The organism is Streptomyces parvus, assembly GCF_032121415.1.
GTDB classification, from domain to species: Bacteria; Actinomycetota; Actinomycetes; order Streptomycetales; family Streptomycetaceae; genus Streptomyces; species Streptomyces globisporus_A.
The window spans coordinates 484,285-504,823 of record NZ_CP135079.1 but is presented as its reverse complement, the minus strand read 5'-3'; the positions used below and the strand labels follow the sequence as shown (position 1 = coordinate 504,823).

17 protein-coding genes and 1 pseudogene are annotated in these 20,539 nt (G+C 71.5%); 8 read left to right on the top strand and 10 right to left on the bottom strand.

The features are described from left to right. Positions 1–77: 77 nt before the first annotated feature. The 4 genes from chvE to RNL97_RS03235 all read left to right on the top strand — a co-directional run bounded on the left by chvE (position 78) and on the right by RNL97_RS03235 (position 6,192). On the top strand, positions 78–1,187 hold the full coding sequence (gene chvE / locus RNL97_RS03250) for a multiple monosaccharide ABC transporter substrate-binding protein (RefSeq protein ID WP_030580789.1): 1,110 nt from the start codon (positions 78–80) through the stop codon (positions 1,185–1,187). Continuing rightward, on the top strand, positions 1,184–2,818 hold the full coding sequence (gene mmsA / locus RNL97_RS03245; RefSeq protein WP_030580792.1) for a multiple monosaccharide ABC transporter ATP-binding protein: 1,635 nt from the start codon (positions 1,184–1,186) through the stop codon (positions 2,816–2,818). The genes chvE and mmsA overlap by 4 nt, the downstream gene beginning before the upstream one ends. Further along, positions 2,808–4,046, top strand: coding sequence for a multiple monosaccharide ABC transporter permease (mmsB, locus tag RNL97_RS03240; RefSeq protein WP_243313254.1), 1,239 nt, complete (start codon positions 2,808–2,810; stop codon positions 4,044–4,046). Before mmsA ends, mmsB begins: the two co-directional genes overlap by 11 nt. Positions 4,047–4,224: 178 nt before the next feature. Continuing rightward, a complete protein-coding gene (locus tag RNL97_RS03235) occupies positions 4,225–6,192 on the top strand; it encodes an acyl-CoA dehydrogenase family protein (protein ID WP_030580799.1) in 1,968 nt (655 codons plus the stop codon). A gap of 54 nt (positions 6,193–6,246) precedes the next feature. Here the strand turns inward: RNL97_RS03235 and RNL97_RS03230 are convergent, their stop codons facing one another. From RNL97_RS03230 to RNL97_RS03220, 3 genes are all read right to left on the bottom strand, one after another. Further along, positions 6,247–6,399 carry an MFS transporter small subunit gene (locus RNL97_RS03230; protein ID WP_313750343.1) on the bottom strand — a complete coding sequence of 51 codons (153 nt, stop codon included), beginning with the start codon at positions 6,397–6,399 and terminating at the stop codon, positions 6,247–6,249. Further along, positions 6,368–7,717, bottom strand: a complete 1,350-nt coding sequence (locus RNL97_RS03225; RefSeq protein WP_313750342.1) for an OFA family MFS transporter — start codon at positions 7,715–7,717, stop codon at positions 6,368–6,370. Before RNL97_RS03225 ends, RNL97_RS03230 begins: the two co-directional genes overlap by 32 nt. Positions 7,718–7,816: 99 nt before the next feature. Then, positions 7,817–8,419, bottom strand: coding sequence for a TetR/AcrR family transcriptional regulator (locus tag RNL97_RS03220; RefSeq protein WP_030580803.1), 603 nt, complete (start codon positions 8,417–8,419; stop codon positions 7,817–7,819). Between the two features lie 143 nt (positions 8,420–8,562). Between RNL97_RS03220 and RNL97_RS03215 the strand changes: the two genes are divergently transcribed. Beyond that, positions 8,563–9,525 (top strand): oxygenase MpaB family protein, encoded by a 963-nt coding sequence (locus RNL97_RS03215; protein ID WP_313750341.1) that lies wholly within the window; start codon positions 8,563–8,565, stop codon positions 9,523–9,525. A 151-nt stretch (positions 9,526–9,676) separates the two neighbouring features. After that, positions 9,677–11,953, top strand: coding sequence for a protein kinase domain-containing protein (locus tag RNL97_RS03210; protein WP_313750340.1), 2,277 nt, complete (start codon positions 9,677–9,679; stop codon positions 11,951–11,953). A 39-nt stretch (positions 11,954–11,992) separates the two neighbouring features. Here RNL97_RS03210 and RNL97_RS03205 read toward each other — a convergent pair. The 4 genes and pseudogenes from RNL97_RS03205 to RNL97_RS03190 form a co-directional block, all read right to left on the bottom strand. Continuing rightward, positions 11,993–12,577: pseudogene (locus RNL97_RS03205) on the bottom strand (siderophore-interacting protein); the annotation flags it as partial. A 6-nt stretch (positions 12,578–12,583) separates the two neighbouring features. Next, the gene (locus RNL97_RS03200) at positions 12,584–13,111 is read right to left on the bottom strand and encodes a GNAT family N-acetyltransferase (protein WP_313750339.1); all 528 of its coding nucleotides are present in this window, start codon (positions 13,109–13,111) and stop codon (positions 12,584–12,586) included. Between the two features lie 54 nt (positions 13,112–13,165). Continuing rightward, positions 13,166–14,683 carry a glycerol kinase GlpK gene (glpK, locus tag RNL97_RS03195; protein WP_030580816.1) on the bottom strand — a complete coding sequence of 506 codons (1,518 nt, stop codon included), beginning with the start codon at positions 14,681–14,683 and terminating at the stop codon, positions 13,166–13,168. A 28-nt stretch (positions 14,684–14,711) separates the two neighbouring features. Further along, positions 14,712–15,557, bottom strand: coding sequence for an MIP/aquaporin family protein (locus RNL97_RS03190; RefSeq protein ID WP_030580819.1), 846 nt, complete (start codon positions 15,555–15,557; stop codon positions 14,712–14,714). 348 nt (positions 15,558–15,905) lie between these two features. On the opposite strand from RNL97_RS03190, the gene RNL97_RS03185 reads away from it, so the two are divergent. Beyond that, positions 15,906–16,829, top strand: coding sequence for an AEC family transporter (locus tag RNL97_RS03185; protein WP_313750338.1), 924 nt, complete (start codon positions 15,906–15,908; stop codon positions 16,827–16,829). Here RNL97_RS03185 and RNL97_RS03180 read toward each other — a convergent pair. After that, the gene (locus RNL97_RS03180) at positions 16,804–17,412 is read right to left on the bottom strand and encodes a helix-turn-helix domain-containing protein (protein ID WP_313750337.1); all 609 of its coding nucleotides are present in this window, start codon (positions 17,410–17,412) and stop codon (positions 16,804–16,806) included. The two genes, RNL97_RS03185 and RNL97_RS03180, sit on opposite strands and share 26 nt — an antisense overlap. Before the next feature lie 141 nt (positions 17,413–17,553). Here RNL97_RS03180 and RNL97_RS03175 point away from each other — a divergent pair, with 141 nt between their 5' ends. Next, positions 17,554–18,540: an alpha/beta fold hydrolase gene (locus RNL97_RS03175; RefSeq protein WP_313750336.1), complete on the top strand. Its 987-nt coding sequence runs from the start codon at positions 17,554–17,556 to the stop codon at positions 18,538–18,540. Between the two features lie 57 nt (positions 18,541–18,597). On the opposite strand, the gene RNL97_RS03170 is transcribed toward RNL97_RS03175, so the two are convergent. Next, on the bottom strand, positions 18,598–19,698 hold the full coding sequence (locus RNL97_RS03170) for a hypothetical protein (RefSeq protein WP_313750335.1): 1,101 nt from the start codon (positions 19,696–19,698) through the stop codon (positions 18,598–18,600). 104 nt (positions 19,699–19,802) lie between these two features. After that, positions 19,803–20,405, bottom strand: coding sequence for a TetR/AcrR family transcriptional regulator (locus tag RNL97_RS03165; RefSeq protein ID WP_030580836.1), 603 nt, complete (start codon positions 20,403–20,405; stop codon positions 19,803–19,805). Positions 20,406–20,539 lie beyond the last annotated feature (134 nt).

Sequence of the window (20,539 nt, the reverse complement as noted above, 5' to 3'; positions counted from 1 at the left end):
TTCTCGCCCCTGCCCAGAGCCGCCCCGACGCCCCGCCCCCAGAGCCGCCCCAACGACGGGAATGCCAGGTAACCACCATGACGAACCGACGAGCCGCACTTCCGCTCCTCGCCGCCGCGAGCGCGTGCGCCCTGCTGCTGACCGCCTGCGGTCAGAACAGCGAGGGCGGAAGCCGTGAGAAGTCCGGCGACGAGGCCCGGACCATCGGCATCGCGATGCCGACCAAGTCGTCCGAACGCTGGATCGCCGACGGCAGGAACATGACGGCCAGCCTGAAGAAGGCAGGCTTCCGGACCACTCTCCAGTACGGCGAGGACGACCCCGACCAGCAGGTCTCCCAGATCGAGAACATGATCACCCAGGGGGTGGACGCCCTGGTCATCGCGGCGATCAACGGCGAGGCCCTCTCCAACGTCCTCCAGCAGGCCGCCGACGCCGACATCCCCGTCATCTCCTACGACCGGCTGATCCTCGGTTCCGACCACGTCGACTACTACGCCTCGTTCGACAACGAGAAGGTCGGGGAGCTCCAGGCGGGCTACATCGTCGACAAGCTCGACCTGAAGGACCGGCCGGACGAAGGCCCCTTCAACATCGAGCTGTTCGCGGGCTCGAACGACGACAACAACACCAAGTACTTCTTCAACGGCGCCATGAAGGTGCTGAAGCCCTACATCGACGACAAACGCCTCGTCGTCCGCTCCGGGCAGACCCGCCTCAACCAGGTCACCACCCTGCGCTGGGACGGCGGCACCGCCCAGAAGCGGATGGACGACCTGCTCACCTCCACGTACTCCAGCGCCCGGGTCGACGCGGTCCTCTCCCCGTACGACGGCATCTCCATCGGCATCCTGTCGGCCCTCAAGTCCGACGACTACGGCAGCTCGGCGAAGCCTCTGCCGGTCGTCACCGGCCAGGACGCGGAGGCCGCCTCCGTGAAGTCGATCATCGCGGGCGAACAGACCCAGACCGTCTACAAGGACACCCGCGCCCTGGCCCAGGTGGCGTCCGACATGGTCGGGGCGGTCCTGGACGGGAAGAAGCCGGAGACCAACGACACCACGACGTACGACAACGGGAAGAAGGTCGTCCCCGCGCACCTGCTGCCGCCGGTCAGCGTGGACAAGTCCAACTACCGCTCCGTGCTCGTCGACTCGGGCTACCTGAAGGCCGAGGACCTGCGGTGACACCCACGGCCCCGACCACCGGCCCGGAGCGGGACGCGGCCGGCGGCCCCGTGCTCGACATGCGGTCCATCAGCAAGACGTTCTCCGGCGTGAACGCGCTGAGCGAGGTGAACCTGCGGGTGCGCCGAGGCGAGGTCCACGCGCTGTGCGGCGAGAACGGCGCGGGCAAGTCCACGCTGATGAAGGTCCTCTCCGGCGTCCACCCGCACGGCAGTTACGAGGGGGAGATCCGCTACGAAGGCGAGGAGTGCCGGTTCCGCGACATCCGCGCCAGCGAGCGGTCCGGCATCGTGATCATCCACCAGGAGCTGGCCCTCGTCCCCCAGCTCTCGATCGCCGAGAACATCTTCCTGGGCCACGAACCCGCCCGGCGCGGCGTCATCGCCTGGCCGCAGACCCTGCGCCGGGCCGCCGAACTCCTGCGCCGGGTGGGGCTGGACGAGCATCCGCAGACCCGGGTCGCCGACATCGGGGTGAGCAAGCAGCAACTGGTCGAGATCGCCAAGGCGCTGGCCAAGGACGTCGGACTGCTGATCCTCGACGAGCCGACCGCCGCGCTGAACGACGAGGACAGTGCCCAACTGCTACGGCTCATCGGCGAACTGAAGAACCAGGGCATCACCTCGATCATCATCTCGCACAAGCTGGGCGAGATCGCCCAGGTCGCCGACTCCGTCACCGTCCTCCGCGACGGCCGCACGGTGGAGACCCTCGACCTCAAGGACCCGCAGACCACGGAGGAGCGCATCATCCGCTCCATGGTGGGCCGGAGCCTCGACAACCGCTTCCCCGACCGCACCCCCTGCGCGGCCCCGCCGGCCCCCGCCCCGGCCCTGGAGATCCGCGACTGGACCGTGGGCCACCCCGTCGACCACCAGCGCAAGGTCGTCGACGGGGTGTCGCTGCGGGTGGAACGCGGCGAGATCGTGGGCATCGCCGGGCTGATGGGCGCCGGCCGCACCGAACTCGCCATGAGCGTCTTCGGCCGCTCCTACGGGCGCTACCTCTCCGGAACGGTGCTCAGGGACGGGGCCGAGGCCCGGACCCGTACCGTCCCGGAGGCCGTCGACGCGGGCATCGCCTATGTGACGGAGGACCGCAAGCACTACGGCCTCGACCTCCAGGACTCCGTCAGCCGCAACATCTCCCTCGCCTCGCTGTCCCGGCTGGCCCGGCGCGGGGTGGTCGACGCCCACCAGGAGCGCGTCGTCGCCGAGGAGTTCCGCCGCACCATGAACATCCGGACCCGCACGGTCTTCGACCAGGTGGGCCGGCTGTCCGGCGGGAACCAGCAGAAGGTCGTCCTGAGCAAGTGGATCCTCGCCGGGCCCGAGGTCCTCATCCTGGACGAACCGACCCGGGGCGTCGACGTCGGCGCCAAGTACGAGATCTACACGGTGATCGACCGGCTCGCCGCCGAGGGCAAGGCGGTCCTGATGATCTCGTCCGAGCTGCCCGAACTGCTCGGCATGTGCGACCGCGTCTACACGATGGCGGCCGGCCGGATCACCGGCGAGAGCTCCCGCGCCGAGGCCGACCAGGAACTGCTGATGCGGTACATGACGCACGACCCCGCCGTCCCCGCGCCCCGGCACCCCGCACCCCACGAAGGACTCACCGATGAGCACTGACCTCAGCCCCACCCCTCCGGCCGCCGCGGACCCCGGGTCACGCGGGGCCGCCCCGGCGGTGGCGCGCCTGCTGGTGGAGAGCGTCCGGCGCAACACCCGGCAGTACGGGATGCTGTTCGCGCTGGGACTCATCGTGCTGCTCTTCCAGATCTGGACGGGCGGAGACCTGCTCCTGCCGCGCAACGTCTCCAACCTCGTCCTGCAGAACAGCTACATCCTGATCCTCGCCATCGGCATGATGATCGTCATCATCTCCGGCCATATCGACCTCTCCGTGGGATCGCTGACAGCCCTGGTCGGCGCGGTCGCAGCCGTGCTGATGGTGGAGCACCAGCTCGCCTGGCCCCTCGCCGTGGTCGTGACCCTGCTGATCGGCGCGGCCGCGGGGGCGGCCCAGGGCTTCTTCATCGCGTACGTCGGCATCCCCTCGTTCATCGTCACGCTGGCCGGCATGCTGCTGTTCCGGGGACTGACGGAGATCTTCCTGCAGGGACAGACCCTGGGCCCCTTCCCCGAGGGGCTGCAGAAGGTGGCGAACGGCTTCCTGCCGGAGGTCGGCCCCGTCACCAACTACCACAACCTGACCCTGCTGCTCGGGCTCGCAGTGGTCGTGCTGGTGGTCAACCAGGAGATCCGCAACCGCGCCCGGCAGGCGGAGTTCGACCTGGCGCCCCTGCCGAAGAACCTGTTCGTCCTGAAACTCGTCGCCCTGGTCGCCGCCATCACGGCCGTCACGCTCCTGCTCGCCAGCTACAAGGGCGCGCCCGTGGTCCTGCTCATCCTCGCGGTCCTGCTGGTCTGCTTCGGTTACGTGATGCGCAACGTGGTGGTGGGACGTCACGTGTACGCGATCGGCGGCAACCTGCCCGCGGCCAAGCTGTCGGGCGTCAAGGACCGCAAGGTGACCTTCGCGGTCTTCCTGAACATGGGGATGCTGGCGGCCCTGGCCGGGCTGGTGTTCGCGGCGCGGTTCAACGCGGCCTCGCCCAAGGCGGGCATCAACTTCGAGCTGGAGGCCATCGCCGCGGCCTTCATCGGAGGGGCGTCGATGAGCGGCGGTGTGGGCACGGTGCTGGGCGCCGTCATCGGCGGGCTGGTCCTCGGAGTCCTCAACAACGGGATGAACCTGGTGGGCATCGGCACGGATTGGCAGCAGGTGATCAAGGGCCTGGCGCTGCTGGCCGCGGTCGGCTTCGACGTCTGGAACAAGCGCCGGGCGGGCTCCTGACCGGTGCCGGCCGGGAATCGGGCCCGCCCGGCCGGCGGGGCCGGCTGGTGACCACGTCCGGTCGGGGGCGGCGGGGCCTCGGGGCTGCTCGAAGGCCCCCTCGCCGGCCCCCCCCGCCGGGCAGGGCTGACCGGATGGCCGATCGCTTGATCGTCTCCGGGCGGGGTAGCGAAACGGTATGACCACTGACAGAACATCGCCCGCCACGGGCGGGTACGTGCAGCCGGAGATCGACGTCCGGGCGCTGACCGAGGTGCTCGACGGCGAGTACGCCGAGGTCCGTGACCTGGTGCGGGCCAATCTGGTGACGTACGCCTCGGTGCTGGACGAGGCCGACGAGCTCGACATCGACGCGTACCGCGAGCGGGTGCGCGAACTCGTGGTCGAGATGGCGGCGACGGGCCAGACCGGCATGGGCTTCCCGAAGCGGTTCGGCGGAGGCGGCGACGTCGGGGCCTCGATCGCCGCGTTCGAGACGCTCGCCTTCGGCGATCTGTCGGTGCTGGTGAAGGTCGGGGTGCAGTTCGGGCTCTTCGGCGGAGCGATCCTGCATCTGGGCACCGAACGCCACCACGACGCCTATCTCCCGGACCTGATCACCGGGGAGCTGATGGGCTGCTTCGCGATGACGGAGACGGGGCACGGCTCCAACGTCCAGGCGCTCGGCACCGTCGCGCGCTACGACGCCGACGCCCAGGAGTTCGTCATCACCACCGAGGGCGACCAGGCGCGCAAGGACTACATCGGCAACGCGGCCCGACACGGCGAACTCGCGGTCGTGTTCGCCCAGTTGGAGGTGGGCGGCGAGTCCCGGGGAGTGCACGCGTTCGTCGTGCCGATCCGGGTCGGCGGCGGGGCGGCGCCCGGGGTCCGCATCGAGGACGACGGCCGCAAGATGGGCCTCAACGGCGTGGACAACGGACGCATCCGGTTCGACGATGTGCGGGTGCCTCGCGAAGCGCTCCTCAACCGCTTCGCAGACGTCACTCCGGAAGGCGTCTACGAGAGCACGATCGACAACCCCCACCGCCGCTTCTTCACCATGCTCGGCACTCTGGTGCAGGGCCGGGTCAGCGTCGGCGGCGCCGGGGTCGGCGCCGCCAAGGTCGCCCTCGCGGTCGCCACGAAGTACGCCCTGCGGCGCAGGCAGTTCGCAGCCGGCCCGCAGGGGGAGGAGCAGCTGCTCCTCGACTACGGACTGCACCAGCGGCGTCTGCTGCCGCTCATCGCCCGTACGTACGCCCTGCACTTCGCCCAGGACGTCGTCCGCACCCAGCTCCACGACGTCTTCTCCGACCTGGAGGACGACCCGCAGGCGCGACGCCTGCTGGAGGCCAGGGCCGCCGGGACCAAGGCCCTCGCCACCTGGCACGCCACCCGGGTGGTCCAGGAGTGCCGGGAGGCGTGCGGCGGCGCCGGGTACCTCGGCGTCAACCGGTTCGCCGCGCTCAAGGCCGACAGCGACATCTTCACCACCTTCGAGGGTGACAACCACGTCCTGCTCCAGCTCGTCGCCAAGGGCCTGCTCACCGACTACGCGAGCGAGTTCGAGGACCTGGACCAGCTGGGCATGGTCCGCTACGTCACCAACCTCGCCGTCGAGACGGTCATCGAGAAGACGTCGGCCCACAAGCTGCTCGAACGGGTCCGCGATCTGCTGCCGGGCGGCGACGAGTGGGATCAGGAGGCCGGTCTGCTCGACTCGGAGTACCAGCTCGCCATGGTCCGCTACCGGGAGGAGCACATGCTCGCCGGGGTGGCCCGCAGGCTCAAGAGCGGCATCGACCGGGGGCGCGATCCGGGCGCAGTCTTCTCCGAGGTGCAGGACCATGTCATCGCCGTCGCCCGCGCCCATATGGAGCGGCTGGTGCTGGAGGCGTTCGTCGAGAAGACGCGCACGCTGCCCGAGGGCGGCAACAAGGTCGCCCTGGGTCTGCTGTGCGACCTGTTCGCCCTGTCGACGATCGAGGCGGACCGGGCGTGGTTCATGGAGCACGGCCGGCTGACGGTCCAGCGCTCCAAGGCGATCACCCGCGAGGTGAACGACCTCTGCCGCAAGATCCGTCCCCTGGCCGCCGAACTCGTCGACGCCTGGGGCATTCCGGACGCCATGCTCCGCGCCCCGGACCTGGTGGGCGGAGCCTGAACCCCGGGGTGGCCGTGGCCCCGGGCCGGTGGCCCGGGGCCGGCCGCTGAATCGTCACCCGGTGAACAACTGGGTGGCCTTGCGGATCAGTTCGTACAGCCCGTAGGCGAGCGGGGCGCCCACCCACAGCCAGGTGAAGGCGATCAGCGGCCGCGGGTCCTTCCCCGTGGAGGCGTCAGGCGGACTCTGCCTGCTGCTGTCGGACATCGGGCGCTCCCTTCTGCGCGGTGACGGCGCCGAGATGGTGCGACGGGTGGACCGGGCGGACCAGTTCGTTGGCCACGAAGCCGATGACGAGCAGGCCCATCATGATGAGGAGGGACGTCCCGTACAGATCCGCGCCGTCCTTCCCGGCTTCCTCCTGCCGGTCGGCGATCCAGTTCACGATCAGCGGGCCCAGGACACCGGCGGTGGACCAGGCGGTGAGCAGACGGCCGTGGATCGCGCCCACCTGGTAGGTGCCGAACAGGTCCTTCAGGTAGGCGGGGATCGTCGCGAAGCCGCCGCCGTAGAAGGAGAGGATGACCAGCGCGCACAGGACGAACAGCGGCTTGGACGAGTCGCCCACCAGGGCGATGAGCGCGTACATGAGCGTGCCCGCACCGAGATAGAGGCGGTAGATGTTCTTGCGCCCGATCAGGTCGGAGGTCGAGGACCAGCCGATCCGGCCGGCCATGTTGGCCGCGGACAGCAGGGCGACGAACCCGGCGGCCGCGGTCACCGACACGGGCGTCGAGGTGTCCGCGAAGAAGTCCGTGATCATCGGCGCGGCCTTCTCCAGGATGCCGATGCCGGCCGTGACGTTCATGCAGAGCACGACCCACAGCAGCCAGAACTGCGGGGTGCGCAGCGCCTGACGAGCCGACACCTGCGGTCCGGCGGCGGTGGCGGGGCCGCCGTCCGCCCGCTGTTGCTCCGTACGCGGGCGCGGCACCCGTACCAGCAGGACGCCCAGCAGCATGAAGACCGCGTAGGACAGGCCGTGCACCAGGAAGGCCAGGGCGATGCCCTTGCTGTCGCTGCCGAAGGACTCCAGCATCTGCGCCGACCAGGGCGAGGCGATCAGCGCACCGCCGCCGAACCCCATGATGGCGATGCCCGTGGCCATGCCCGGACGGTCGGGGAACCACTTGATGAGCGTCGACACGGGCGAGATGTAGCCGATGCCGAGACCGATGCCTCCGACGAAGCCGTACCCCAGGACGATCAGCCAGAACTGCTGGGTCGCCGCGCCGAGTGCGGAGAGCAGGAAGCCGGAGGAGAAGCAGACGAGGGCGACGGTCATGGCCCATCGGGGCCCTCGGCGTTCGACGAGCGTGCCGCCGAAGGCGGCGGAGAGGCCGAGCATGACGATGCCGAGCTGGAAGGGCAGGGCGCTCTGCGTGCCGCTGAGGCCGAGCGCGTCCTCCAGCGGTGGCTTGAACACGGACCAGGCGTAGGCCTGGCCGATGGAGAGGTGGACCGAGAGGGCGGCGGGCGGCACCAGCCAGCGACTCCAGCCCACGGGGGCGATGGGGGGACTCATGGGTCCCTCACCGTAGTGAGGGGGCATCCGGTTGAGAAGACTGTTGGTTAAACTTTCACCTTGTTCGATCCGGGTGATGGCGCCGCGTGGTGGCGATGGCTACTTCCCGGACACGGTCGCCGTGAGCACCAGTTCCACGCAGCGCGCCTCCAGCCGCTCGCGCGGCACGTCGAGCGTGCCGTGGAGCCACCCCGCGAAGAGGTTCGCCAGACCGCCGACCAGCGCGTGCGCGGTCAGGCGGCGGTCGATGTCGTCCCCCGTACCGGCGAGCTGGCCGCCGACGAGGTCGGTGAACACCGGCATGAGCAGGTGACTCCGGGCCCCCAGCACCGGGTCGGCGAAGGGCTCCAGGAGCAGCAGGCGGCCCTTGCGCGGCGCGTCCAGGACCAGGGCGACGAAGGCGGAGACGGCGGCCCGGGCCCGGACCTCGCGCTGCGGGCCGCCGATCGCCACCGCTCCCTCGAGCGCGCTCCGGGCCTCGTCGGCGACCCGCTCGAAGGCGGCGAGGAGCAGGTCGTCGCGGCCGGTGAAGCTCTCGTAGAAATAGCGGTCCGTCAGACGCGCCTCCCGGCAGACGGACCGGACCGTGACGGCCGCGCACCCCTCCTCGCCGGCCAGGCGCTCGGCGGTGTCCAGCAGGGTCTGCCGACGGGCGGCACGACGATCGGCGAGCGTGGTGCCGCCCCAGCTCCGTTCCGTCAACTCCGGTTCCCCCGTGTTCTGTTCAGGTAATCGTGTGCTGCTCACGTAATTGACGACAGGTGTCCGCACATTCTAACCTGAGGACAGGTGTCATCAGATTGTTCTCCACGGCCTCGTAAACGAGAACCCCAGCGGAGGTACACGTGACAGCGTCACCGAACGGGCCGCACCCGACCGGCCCGAGAACCCCCGAACCGCTCGGCCCCGACTCCCTCACCTGGCGCTGGTTCGGCGACTGGAGGGGTCTCCTCCTCGCCCCCTGGGCCGGATCGATGCAGAACATGCACCCCGAGCTGGGCGCGGGCGTCGCCGAGCACTCACGCTTCTTCGAGGAGCGCTGGGAGCGACTCTTCCGCTCGCTGTACCCGATCGGGGGAGTGGTCTACGACGGCCCGCTCGCCGCGCGTACGGCCCGCGAGGTGCGCGGCTACCACGCCTCGGTCAGCGGCGTCGACGCGCACGGCCGCCCGTACCACGCGCTCAACCCGGGCACCTTCTACTGGGCGCACGCCACGTTCTTCATGCTGACCGTGCAGGTCGCCGAGCGTTTCGGCGGCGGCCTCACCGAGGCGCAGCGGCGCACGCTCTTCGACGAGCATGTCCGCTGGTACGCGCTGTACGGCCTCTCGATGAAACCCGTCCCCGGCAGCTGGGAGGAGTTCCAGCGGTACTGGGACCACATGTGCGCCCATGTCCTGGAGGACAACCGGCCGACCCGTGACGTCCTGAACATGCGCCGTATCGCCCGGCCGCCCCTCCTGCGGTGGCTGCCGTCGCCGCTCTGGGCCCTCGCCCGCGTCCCGCTCGTCCGGACGACCCTGTGGATCACGGTCGGCCTGTACCCGCAGACCGTCCGGGACCGCCTGGGCCTGCGCTGGACGCCCCAGGACGAACGCCTGCTGTGTCTGTTGAGCCGGTCGGTGCACCACGCCTGGCGTTACGTCCCCGAGCGGCACCGCTTCCACCCGCGCGCCCGGGCGGGCTGGGACCGCGAGCGGGGCCGCTCCGCGTCGGCCCCCGTGGAGACACCGGCCCGGAACCTGCCGCCCGAGGAACGGCGAGGGCTCCCGCAGCACTACGTGCCGAGAGGCGGCCCTCGCGACTGAGGCGGTCCACGGGCCAGCCCCCGGGGTCCCGCTCCCTGTCGGTCACCCGCTTTGCTCCGCCGTACCGCCCTGCGGCTAGTTTGTGTGCAGCACAGATGAGCAGGCCCGTGGTGGCAGAGACGGACGCACGGGGGACGGGAGGTCGGGGAGAGTGTCGCTGCGCGGAGGTGATCCAGCCGAGATCGGCGATTATCCGCTGGAGGAGCGGCTCGGTTCGGGTGGCATGGGCACGGTCTTCCTGGCCCGTACGAGTTCAGGCCGGCCCATCGCGATCAAGCTGATCCACCAGCAGTTCGCGGGGGACGACGAGTTCCGCATCCGGTTCCGGCAGGAGGTGGCCGCCGCACGGCGGGTGAGCGGCGCGTTCACCGCCGCCGTGGTCGACGCCGCACCCGAGGCCGACCAGCCGTGGATGGCGACGACCTACATCGAGGGCCCCACGCTCGCCCGGCGCATCACCGACGACGGTCCCCTGGACGGGGCGGAGCTGCGGAGGCTCGCCATCGGGCTGGCCGAGGCGCTGCGCGACATCCACCGGGTGGGAGTCGTCCACCGCGATCTGAAGCCCTCGAACGTCGTCCTCTCGGCCGAGGGGCCCCGCGTCATCGACTTCGGCATCTCGCGCGCGGTGGACCAGCAGACGCTGACGATGACCGGGCGGGTCATCGGTACACCGCCCTTCATGTCGCCCGAGCAGTTGCAGGCTCCGCGCGGCGTGGGGCCGCGCTCCGATGTCTTCTCGCTGGGGACGCTCCTGGTGTACGCGGCGACGGGCCACGGGCCCTTCGACGCGGACAGCCCCTACATCACGGCCTACCAAGTGGTGCACGAGGAACCGTCGTTGGGCGCCGTACCGGATGCCCTGCGCGCGGTCGTCGAGCCGTGCCTGGACAAGGAGCCCGAGAAGCGCCCCTCGGCGGACGAACTCCTCGTGCTGCTGCGCGATCTGCCGGCCGACCTGGGCTCCACCGCCACCGGCGGGCCGGGGGCGGGCCGGACCCGCGACATGCTCACCCAGCACCACCTCCTGACACCGCGGACCCCGCCTCCGACCACCTCCGCACCGGCCTCCCCGGCCCCGGCCACCCCTACCCCTCCGGGTGGGAGCAGCGGCCCCGCGATCGGCGGCCGGCTGCGTCGCCGGTGGCGGCCCGTGCTCGCCGCGGCGGTCGCGGTGGCGGCGATCGGCGGGGGAGTCGCCGTGCTGACGACGGGTGGCGCCGACGGGAACGGCGACGGCACGGACGCCCGGGGCGCGGACGCCGGGCGGAGCGCCGCCGCGCCGGGCGGCACCCTCCCGGACGGCTTCGAGCCGTGGCGCACGACCGTGCCGGGCGGCCGCGAGGACATCCCCGACGAACTGCGCTGCGTCGCACGCGAGACCGCGCTGTTCTGCGGGGGCGGCGGCGTCATCGCGACCCGGGTGAACCCTGCGGACGGATCGCCGGTGTGGACGGCGAAGAGCCCCGGGGTGCCCGCCCAGGGCATGTACATGGTGGGCGCCACCGGCGACACCGTGGTCGGCTACCGCATCGCCGACCAGGACGCCCCGCAGGGCCCGCCCACCGAGGTCGTGGCCCTCGACGCGGACAGCGGCGAGGAGCTGTGGTCCACACCGTCCGGCGCCCAGTCGACGGCCGTCACCGGCCGGACCGAGGACGCCGTCGTGGCCGGCTCCGCCGTGGTGACGGTCGACGCCTCCAACTCCCGCTTCGAGGCCCGGGACGCCCACAGCGGCGAGGTCGCCTGGACGGCGCCGTTCCCCGCCGGCACCCAGTGCGCGCCCGTCCCGGCGGGCCCGCGGCTTCTCGCGATGTGCGCGACCGACGCGGAGGTCGACGCCCTCGAACCGCGCAGCCCCACCCTCCGTACGCTCGCCCTCGACTCCGGGGAGCTGGGCGGGCCCGTCGAGGTCGAAGGACCCGCCGTGCCGGTGGGCGACGCCGACGGCTCTCTCGTCCTGCTCTCCCAGCACTACGAGGGGACCGCGCAGGCCGGATACGACGAGGTGGTCCGCGTCGACCCGGCCTCGGGGAAGGTGACCCGCTCCCCGCTCGGCCAGGTGTACGACGGCACCCCCGGGATGGCGGACGGCACCGTCTACGTGAGCGGGCAGACCGGTCTCGTCACGGCGTTCGACCCCGCCACCGGCCGGAAGAAGTGGAAGCGGCAGACGGGCGTGGAAGGCGCGTCCGGGCCCGCCACGGGTGACGGCGCGGTGTACTTCAGCTCGGCCACCGGGCGGGTGGTCGCGCTCTCGCCCGACGACGGGAAGACGCTGTGGTCGACGGACCCGCAGGCCGACGGACTCACGGGCCAGGAGGGCGCCAGTCCGCGCGTGACCGTCGCGGGACGTGCGCTGTTCGTGGCCGCGGCGAAGAACACCCTCTTCGCCTTCGACGCACGGCAGCCGCCGAGGTCGGGCTGACCCCGGCGGCCTCCCCGCCCACCCACGCGGGGGCGGTGTTCAGGCTCGTCGCAGGACCGTGGCCTCCGCGCCCCCGCCGAGTGCGACGGTCCGCTCGACCCGTCGGCCCGAACCGCTCCGCGAGAACAGGCGGGGGGGCGGAGTCGCGCAGCGGGCTGCCGGTCGCGGTGAACGCGTGCAGCGCCGCCTCGGCCGCGTGCGGGCTCAGCCCGTCGGGGCGCGAGGCATCCACGAGCACCGCCGTGCCCGTCCACTCGGCCGGCCGCGTGAGGAGCCGTACGGCCTCCTCGTCGGTGCGGTACGCCGGCGCGTTCGAGGCGACCGCGGCATCCGCGGGGCCGGCCGCCCAGTCGATCCGGTCCGGCGTGTCCGCGCGGCGCCTCGGCCGGCACACCCTCCTCCGCGATCCGCAGCCGCGGCCGCCGTCCGGCGTCGTCGAGGGCGGCGGCCGTCGAGGCGCTCCCCGGACCGGTCAGGAGACAGGTCCCCACGTACTCCCAGAGGGATCGGCCGTCAGACAGGTCAGCGGGAACACCAACTGCTCGCACTTCTCGACCAGTGCGCCGTAACGCTCCGCGTCGTGGGCCTGTCGTGCAGGGTGGCACCCGAGGCGAGCCGCCAGGGAGGCGCTCAGTCGCCGAGGATCCGCTCCCACAGCAGCCCGTCCCGCCAGCCCCCGTCGAGGAAGATCGCGGCGTGCGCGACGCCGTACGGGGTGAACCCGTTGCGGCGCAGTACCCGTTGGGAGGGCAGGTTCTCCAGGTTGGTGGACGCCTCGGCGCGGTGCAGGCCGAGTTCCTCCCGCATCACCCGCAGGGCGAGCCCGACGGCCTTCCCGGCATGGCCCCGGTTCTGGGCGACGGAGGCGATCCAGTAGCCGACGGAGCCGCGGCGCAGATGCGGCTGCGGCAGGATGCCCCCGACGGTGATCTGCCCGACCACCTTGTCACCGGCGAGTACCGCTCCCGGCCAGACCGTGCCGGCCCGGTACCCCGCCAACAGGCCCTCGATCCGCTCCGCCTGGCCCTCCGGAGTGAAGAAGTCGTCCGGCTGGGCCGGTTCCCACGGCCGGAACGCCTCGGCGTCCCGTACCCGGTGGGCGGCGATCGGGGCGGCGTCGGCGGGCTCTATCAGGCGGATGCTGGTACTGCTGGGCATGGGCCGGTCCTCGTCGGAATGGCGGAAGGGACCGGCCCAACCTATGCGAGCGCGTCAGGGCACCTTCACCCAGTCCAGGGTGCGCTCCACCGCTCTCTTCCAGCCCGCGTAGCCCTCCGCGCGCTGCTTCTCGGACCACTGGGGCGACCAGCGCTTCGACTCGTGCCACTGGGCGCGCAGCTCGTCGGTGTTCTGCCAGAAACCGGTGGCGAGCCCCGCCGCGTAGGCGGCGCCGAGAGCGGTCGTCTCGGCGACGACGGGACGGCTGACCTCGACGCCGAGGACGTCCGCCTGGATCTGCATGCAGAGGTCGTTGGCGGTGACGCCGCCGTCGACCTTGAGCACGTCGAGATGGACCCCGGAGTCCTGCTCCATCGCCTCGACCACATCGCGGCTCTGGTAGCAGATGGCCTCCAGCGTGGCCCGCGCCAGGTGGGCGTTGTCGTTGTACCGGGCCAGGCCGACGATCGCGCCGCGGGCATCGGAACGCCAGTACGGTGCGAACAGGCCGGAGAACGCGGGCACGAAGTACATCCCGCCGTTGTCCTGGACGCTGCGGGCCAGCTCCTCGCTCTCCGGCGCCGACTTGATGATCTTCATCTGGTCGCGCAGCCACTGCACCGCGGATCCGGTGACGGCGATGGACCCCTCCAGGGCGTAGACCACCGGTTCGTCGCCGAACTGGTACGCCACCGTGGTGAGCAGGCCGTTCTGCGAACGGACCAGCTCGGCACCGGTGTTGAGCACCAGGAAGTTTCCGGTCCCGTAGGTGTTCTTGGCCTCGCCGGGCGAGAAGCAGACCTGGCCGACGGTGGCCGCCTGCTGGTCGCCGAGGACGCCGCCGATGGGAATGGCGGCGCTCAGCGGCCGGGAGGTGCGTGTGGAGCCGTAGGCATCCGGGTGCGAGGAGGGGTTGATCTTCGGGAGCATCGCCCGGGGGATGCCGAAGAAGTCCAGGAGTTCCTCGTCCCAGTCGAGGGTCTCCAGGTTCATCAGCATGGTGCGGCTCGCGTTGGTCACGTCGGTGGCGTGGATACCGCCGTTCGGGCCGCCGGTCAGGTTCCACAGGACCCAGGCGTCCGTGTTGCCGAAGATCGCGTGACCGGCCTCGGCGGCCTGCCGTACGCCGTCGACGTTCTCCAGGATCCACTGGATCTTGCCGCCGGAGAAGTACGTCGCCGGCGGCAGCCCCGCCTTGCGGCGGATGACCTCGCCCTTCCCCGAACGCTCCAGGTTCGCGGCGATGACGTCCGTACGGGTGTCCTGCCAGACGATGGCGTTGTAATAGGGCCGCCCGTTGCGCGGGTCCCAGACCACCGTGGTCTCCCGCTGGTTGGTGATGCCGATCGACACCAGGTCGGTCGGCGACAGACCGCCGTGCCGCAGGGCGTTCTGGATCACCGAGTTGGTGCGCTCCCAGATCTCCACGGGATCGTGCTCCACCCAGCCGGAGCGGGGCAGGATCTGCTCGTGCTCCAGCTGGTGCTTGGCGACCTCGTTGCCGCCGTGATCGAAGATCATGAATCGGGTGCTGGTGGTCCCCTGGTCCACCGCGCCGATGAAGTCCGCCATGATGTGCTGCCTCTCCGGGCGCTGTGGTTCAGTCTTGGGACGCCGGGACACGGCCCGGCGGTTCGGGTTCGGCGGACGGCAGGAAGCGTCCGACGAGGAACTTGTAGAGCCCCGCGCCCAACAGGCCGCCGATCAGCGGGCCGATGATGGGCACCCAGAAGTAGAGATTCCCGTACTGGTCCCGCCACGCCCCGCCGTAACCGGTGAGGAAGCTCGCCAGCCGGGGGCCGAAGTCACGGGCCGGGTTGATCGCGTACCCGGCGTTCGTTCCCCAGGCCATGCCGATCGCGACCACGACCAGCCCGATGATGAACGGGCCCAGGTTCGAGCCGGGCGGGGTGTTGAGCATGTCGGTGATGGCCAGGATCAGCAGCAGCAGGATGGCGGTGCCGATGATCTGGTCGCGGAACGCGCCCCACTCGTGCACCGGCAGCGCCGGGTTGCCGTTGGCGGGCAGGGTGGAGAACACCCCCTGCGTCTTGATGGTGTGCCCGGGGTCGGCCTTCGCCAGCGCCTCGCTGTAGTTCCAGCGGACGATCAGCGCGGCCACGAACGCCCCGGCTGTCTGCGCCACCGCGTAGGGTGCCACCTTGCGCCACGGGAACCCCTTGAACGCGGCGAGCGCCAGGGTCACCGCGGGGTTGAGATGGGCCCCGCTCAGCCGCGCCGCGACGTAGACGCCGAGCGTGACGCCCAGCCCCCACGCCCAGGCGATGCTGTCGTGGTCCCCGAGCCCGCCGGCCGGATCCGTCAAGGCTCCGCCCGCCGCCACCTGGGCCACGACACCGCAGCCGAAGAGGATGAGGATCATCGTGCCCGCGAACTCGGCCGACAACTCGCCGACCAGTCCGGACTTCTTGCGTAGCTCAGTCATGGAAGCTCGCCCTCCGCCGACGGCGCCGGCTGTCGACTATCCGAGCAGTGTCAGCAGGCTAAGGCGATTCGACGAAAGGGGCATATCGGAGGGAACGGGGCGCTGGTGGGCGGTCCCGGTGGTGGAGCGAACGGGTGAGGCGGGCTCGGTCCGGGCGGGCCGAGCGACCGGGACGGAACGTGGGGACTGGCCCGGCCCGGGGCCCGGGGCCCGATGCGTCGTGCGCGACCGGCCGCGCCCCCGCCTCAGGAGCGCCGCCAGCGGTCTGAGACGCTGTCCCGGCATGCACCTGACCAGCCGTTCGGCCCGGCGGACGCCCACCGCACCTGATCCACCCGCAAGGAAGACATGCAGGGAGTTCTCACCGGATTCACGGTGATCGCCACCGTCATCGCCGTCGGGTACGTCATAGGGCGCCGGGGCTACCTGGGGCAGGACGGCCGCACCGTGCTGACCCGGCTCGCCTTCAACGTCGCGACCCCGGCCCTGCTCTTCACGATGCTCGCGGGCGCCGACCTGTCCGTCGTCCTGTCGCGGCGTCTGCTGGTCACGGCCATCGCCACGGGGGCGGCCGCCGCCGTGTTCATCGCGGTGGCCGGGCCGTTCCTGCGCTGGGACGCCGGACGGGTCGCGATCGGCGCCCTGTGCTCCTGCTACGTCAACGCCGGGAACCTGGGCATCCCGATCGCCGTCTACGTACTCGGCGACGCCTCGCTCGTCGCTCCGGTCCTGCTGCTCCAGCAGATCGTGGTGACCCCACTGGCGCTGACCGTCCTCGACCTCAGCCGTCCCGGGGAGCCGGTGTCGCTCCTCCGGCGGCTGACCACCCCCCTGCGCAACCCCATGGCGATCGGATCGCTGTCCGGCGTGGCGGTGGCGGCATCCGGCCTGACCCTGCCCGGCCCGCTGCTCGAACCGCTCGTCCTCATCGGCAACATGTCGGTCCCCGCGGTCCTCCTCGCCTTCGGGATATCCCTGCGCGGCGCCGAACGACCCGGCCGCGGGGAGGACCGGGGCGCGCTGTACCTGTCCGCCCTGCTGAAGACCGTCGCCCAGCCGCTCGTCGCCTGGGCCGTCGGCGCGGGCCTCATCCGCCTGCGGGGCGAGGCGCTGCTGGACGTCGTCGTGATCGCGGCACTCCCGGCCGCCCAGAACCTCTTCACGTACGCCTCGCACTACCGGGTCGCCGAACGGTTCGCGCGGGACTCCATCCTGCTGTCCACGCTGCTGTCGGTCCCGGTGCTCGTCACCGTCGCGGCGCTGCTGGGCTGACGGGCGGGGTGCGCGGCCGCAGCCGTTCACCCTGAGGCCCGAACATGATCAGATACTCGACCGGTCCGTCGGGGCCGGCGTTCGCGACTCCGTGGGGGACCCGGGTGTCGAACTCGGCGACCTCCCCGGCGGCCAGAACGACGTCCTGTTCACCGAGTGCGAGCCACAACCGCCCGTACAGGACGCACAGCCACTCGTAGCCCTCGTGGGACACCTGCCGGGGCCGTCCCGGCGACTCCGCCACGGCAGGCAGGACATGCTTGTGGGCGTGCAGACCGCCGACATACGGGGTCAGGGGCAACACCGTCTTGTGATCGCCGAAACCGCGCTGCGCCGTGCCGCGGGGCCCGGCAGCGGGGGCGGAGCCGACCAGTTCGTCCAGCGAGACTCCGTACTCCTTCGCCAACTGCAGCACCACCTCCAGGGTGAGTCTGCGCCGACCGTTCTCGATCCGCGACAGCGTACTGGGCGCGATACCGGTCGCGCCGCTGACGGCGGCGAGGGTGACGCCACGGCCTTCGCGCAGGATCCGCAGCCTGGGTCCCAGCGCCGCGAGGGTCTGGGCCACGTCGTCCCCTGCCACCGTCCCTGGTCCTTCCCGCCGTGCCGCTTCACCCCGCTGTCCTGCAAGTTTGCCCGAATGGCAACGCCGATGGCGCCATGGGGCCGCCGCGCCGCATGATCGGTCGGTATCCGCAGGCCGCCCGTGAACCGAGGAGACCCCATGCCCGTCGAGCCGACCGCCGTACTGCGCCACCGCACCGTCGAGACCCCGGCCGGGCGCCTGCACCTGGTCGAGCAGGGCAGCGGCCCGCTGGTCCTGCTCGTGCACGGCTTCCCCGAGTCCTGGTACTCCTGGCGCCACCAGCTCCCGGCCCTGGCCGCGGCCGGGTACCGGGCAGTGGCGATCGACGTGCGCGGCTACGGCCGCTCCTCGAAGCCGGCCGCGATCGGCGACTACCGCATGCTCGACCTGGTGGAGGACAACGTGGCCGTCGTGCGCGCCCTCGGCGAGAGGAGCGCGGTGGTGGTCGGCCATGACTGGGGCTCCGCCATCGGCGCCGCTTCCGCCCTGCTCCACCCGGAGGTCTTCCGCGCGGTCGGCTTGCTGAGCGTCCCGTACGCGCCGCCCGGCGGCCCCCGCCCCACGGACGCCTTCGCCCGGATCGGAGGCCCCGAGCAGGAGTTCTACGTCTCCTACTTCCAGGAGCCCGGCCGCGCCGAGGCGGAGATCGAGCCCGATGTGCGGGGTTGGCTCGCAGGCTTCTACGCTGCCCTCTCCGCCGACACCATGCCGGCCGAGGGCGAGCCCGACCCGCACTTCGTCGAGCCCGGCGGGCGGCTGCGCGACCGGTTCCCCACCGGTCCGCTTCCTTCCTGGCTGACCGAGGACGATCTCGACGTCTACGCCGGGGAGTTCGAACGCACCGGCCTGACCGGCGCCCTCAACCGCTACCGCACCATGGACCGCGACTGGGAGGACCTCGCTCCCCACCGCGGCGCCCCGATCGTCCAGCCCGCCTTGTTCATCGGCGGCGCCCAAGACGCATCCACCACCTGGATGGCCGACGCCATCGACGCCTACCCCACCACCTTGCCCGCCCTCTCCGGCTCCCATCTCCTGGAAGGCTGCGGCCACTGGATCCAGCAGGAACGCCCCCACGAGGTGAACGACCTGCTGACCGGCTGGCTCGCCACCATCCAGGGCTGAACCGGGCGGGCCCACCGTGCGGCTCGGCTCCGTTGCGCCGACGTGGGCCGGCCAGGCTCAGGAACGGGTGGCGGTGTCGCAGCCCTCTCCGTCGCCCTCCCGCATCCGTTCCCCGATCGGCGTGCTGCGGTCGTACGGGTCGACCGCCGGGCCGTCGCCGCCGTCGGCGGTCGTGCGGTCGGCGAGGAACGCGGGGACCAGATAGCCGGTTGAGGTGTCGCAACCGCCGTTGGTGGTGTCCACCTTGTAGGAGACGAGGGAGAACGTCCCCGGCTCGATCACTATCTTCGCGGGGTCGTCCCAGCTCATCACCACCTCACGGCGCACGATGGTGCGCGCGACCTCGTCGTCGCCCGAGGTGCGCATGACCGGGTATACGTAGGTGACGTCGGTGGACATCTCCACCGCACCTTTCTCGCCCTCCCGGAAGGTGACGCGGCCACGCGTCTTGACCACGTCCCCCACGGGCCGCACATCGGCGGACCGGAAGCGGCTGAACAGCAGGAGGGGGTCGTTCTCGCGGTCGGGCGTGCGGAACGCCTTCTCCAAGTAGTCCCGCACGTCCGCCTGGTGCGGGTTGATGAGCGCCAGGGCCTTCGTGGGCCGCTCGCCGCGCAGCACGGCGGGGTCGAGGCCGGAGGCGGCCAGGAAGTCCCGGGTGCGCTCCAGCGCCTTGCCCACCTCCGCCTCGCTCATCCAGCCGGTCGCCCGTGGCGCGGGCAGATGGATGCCTGCCGCGCCGTCGGCCCACCGTGCCGCCGGGGATCCTGCGAACGGTTCCTCCGGGGTGGGGAGCGGTCCTTCCCCCTCCTGTGCGGGCGGCCCGTCCGGGCGTTCCGACTCCGCGGCCAGAGGCAGGGGGCCCACCGCGTCCCCGCCGTCGAACCAGCCGACGATCCGGCCGGGGGCGACGGCCACGGCGACCAGCAGGACCACGACGACCGCCAGGCCGGCCGCGTACCAGCCCTTGGCGCGCCGGGGCCGGGGCGGCTGATGCGTCCGCCACCCCTGCGGCGGTCCGGGCTCCTCCTGGAGTCGCCGGGTCACCATCCGGGCCCGCGCCGAGGGTTCCTCGGGCGCGCCCGGGCTGCCGGCCTCGGACTCCCTCAGGAACCGCTCCCACTCCTCGTCCGGTACGGACGCCCCACCCTTGCTCAACTCACCGCTCCCGCTTCTGTGTCCGCACGCGGTCCCTCCCCAGGTCCGCTCAGCTCACGGGGCATCATCACATGGCCCTGTGACAACGGTGGGGGGCGGTCCGGTCACCCGCCGGGCGCCCCCACGCGCAGGCCGTCCATGACGAAATCCAGGAGCCGGCCGGCCCTCGGCTCCCAGTCCTCGCGCGGATCGATCTGCCAGAGACCGGCGATCGCGAGGAAGAAGTCGTCCGGCGTCACCCCGGGGCGGATGGCACCGGCCTCCTCGCAGGTGCGGAGCAGGGTTCCGGCCGCGTCCATGACCGGGGTGGGGCCGGGCTTCGCGGGTCCGCCCGGCGCGCTGGTCACCAACCGGATCGCGTCCGCGAGACCCGCCTTCGTCATCGCGAAGCGGGCGAGCCGGTCCATCCACTCGCGCAGGGCCCTCTCCGGCGGGCGGGTCTGCAGCAACTCGCACGCCGCGTCGGCGACCTGCTGCATCTCGTAGCGGTAGACCTCCAGGACCAGTGCCTCCCGGTGGGGGAAGTTGCGGTAGAAGGTGCCCTGCCCCACCCCCGCCTTCTTGGCGATCGCGCTCAGCGGGGCATCCGCGCGCAGCGTCAGTTCGACCGTGGCCACGCGCAGGATGCGCTCGCGGTTGCGTTGAGCGTCCGAACGCAGGGCGGTGTCCTTCTTCGGCTGCTGGGACACGGATCCTCCTCGGGGCATGGCCGGGGTCGGGGTGCGTGGCCGAAACCCGTCCTTGTTAACCGGACAGCTGTCCGTTACGTTTTCCAGGTAAGCGGACAGTGGTCCGGTTAGGGCTACTTTACTCCCGGCCGGGGCCGGCGGTCACCGACCGA